General features: G+C 71.9%; 2 protein-coding genes. One reads left to right on the top strand and one right to left on the bottom strand.

What is annotated here, in order from left to right; translation table 11 throughout:
* Positions 1-313 (bottom strand): carboxymuconolactone decarboxylase family protein (locus AB0O00_RS40460; protein ID WP_363659656.1); only part of this gene is annotated, 313 nt, incomplete at its 3' end.
* A gap of 118 nt (positions 314-431) precedes the next feature.
* Between AB0O00_RS40460 and AB0O00_RS40455 the strand changes: the two genes are divergently transcribed.
* Positions 432-1,013, top strand: a complete 582-nt coding sequence (locus AB0O00_RS40455) for a TetR/AcrR family transcriptional regulator (protein WP_363659655.1) — start codon at positions 432-434, stop codon at positions 1,011-1,013.
* Positions 1,014-1,194: the final 181 nt, after the last annotated feature.

The raw sequence follows: 1,194 nt of genomic DNA, 5'->3' as shown, positions 1-1,194 counted from the left end.
GGAGGACCGTCTCGACGATGGCGGCCGGCTCGACGCCGACGTTGAGGGCGCCGTCGACGTGGAAGCGCAGCTGCGGGGCGGCGGTGCCGAGCGCGGTGAGGGCGGCGACGTTGACGAGCTGGCGCTGGGCGAGGGCGAGGCCGGAGCGGGCGTACACGTCGCCGTAGCCGAACTCGACGGTCAGGCGGGCGAGGTCCGGGGCGATGCCGGCGAGGCCGTCCAGGACGCCGGCGCCCTGGGGGCCGGCGATCTCGTGCAGGAGGGCCAGCCCGCGGGCGAAGCGGCCGGTGGACGGGGTGACAGGAGCGGTCACGGCGGACTCCTTGAGATTCGACGTTACGAAACGTTTCGTATCGCCAATGAGGCTAGGACGGCCTCGCGTCGACTGTCAAAACGAAACGTAACGTAACGTCTGGGCTAGACTCCGGACCATGAGCCCCCAGCCGAACCCCGAACGCCGCAGCGAACGCGCCCGCCGCGCCGTCCTGGACGCCGTCTTCGAGGTGGCCGCGGCCAAGGGCTACGGCAAGACCACCATCGAGGCCATCGCCGCGACCGCGGGCGTCGGCAAGCCGACCATCTACCGCTGGTGGCCCTCCAAGGGCGCGATCGCGCTGGACGCCGTCAACGACCGGATCGGCGACTCGATGGACTTCCCCGACACCGGGGACATCACCGCCGACCTCACCGCCCAGCTCACCGCCGTGGCCGCCATGCTCACCGGCGACACCGGCACGCTCTACCGCGGCATCATCGCCGAGGCCCAGAGCGACCCGGCCCTCGCCGCCGCCCTGCGCGCCACCTTCCTCGAACCCCGCATCGAGCGCTGCGTGCGCCGCCTCGACACCGCCGTCGCCGCCGGCCAGCTGCGCGCCGACCTGCCCACCCGCACGATGGTCGACATCCTCTACGCCCCGGTCTACTACCGCGTCCTGCTGGGCGCCGGCCCCGAGGAGACCCTGCGCAGCCCCCTCCTCGTCACCGCCATCCTGGAAGGCCTGCGCCCGGCCTGAGGCACCAACACCAGTCCCAGGGCGCGGCATTGACATGTCGTCAACTGACCATCGACGGGGCGTGAGGACGGTTTTCACCCGATGCCGGAGGGTCCGGCTCACGCGCACGGAGGGACTTTCGACGTCCGGGACCCGATCTGGAAGACCGACACCGCCGGCCCGGCGCCGAGCTTGCTCTCAG

It is taken from the genome of Kitasatospora sp. NPDC093558 (assembly GCF_040683475.1).
Classification (GTDB): Bacteria; Actinomycetota; Actinomycetes; order Streptomycetales; family Streptomycetaceae; genus Kitasatospora.
The sequence above is the reverse complement of the archived record's forward strand: the minus strand, read 5'-3'. Positions and strand labels throughout refer to the sequence as shown.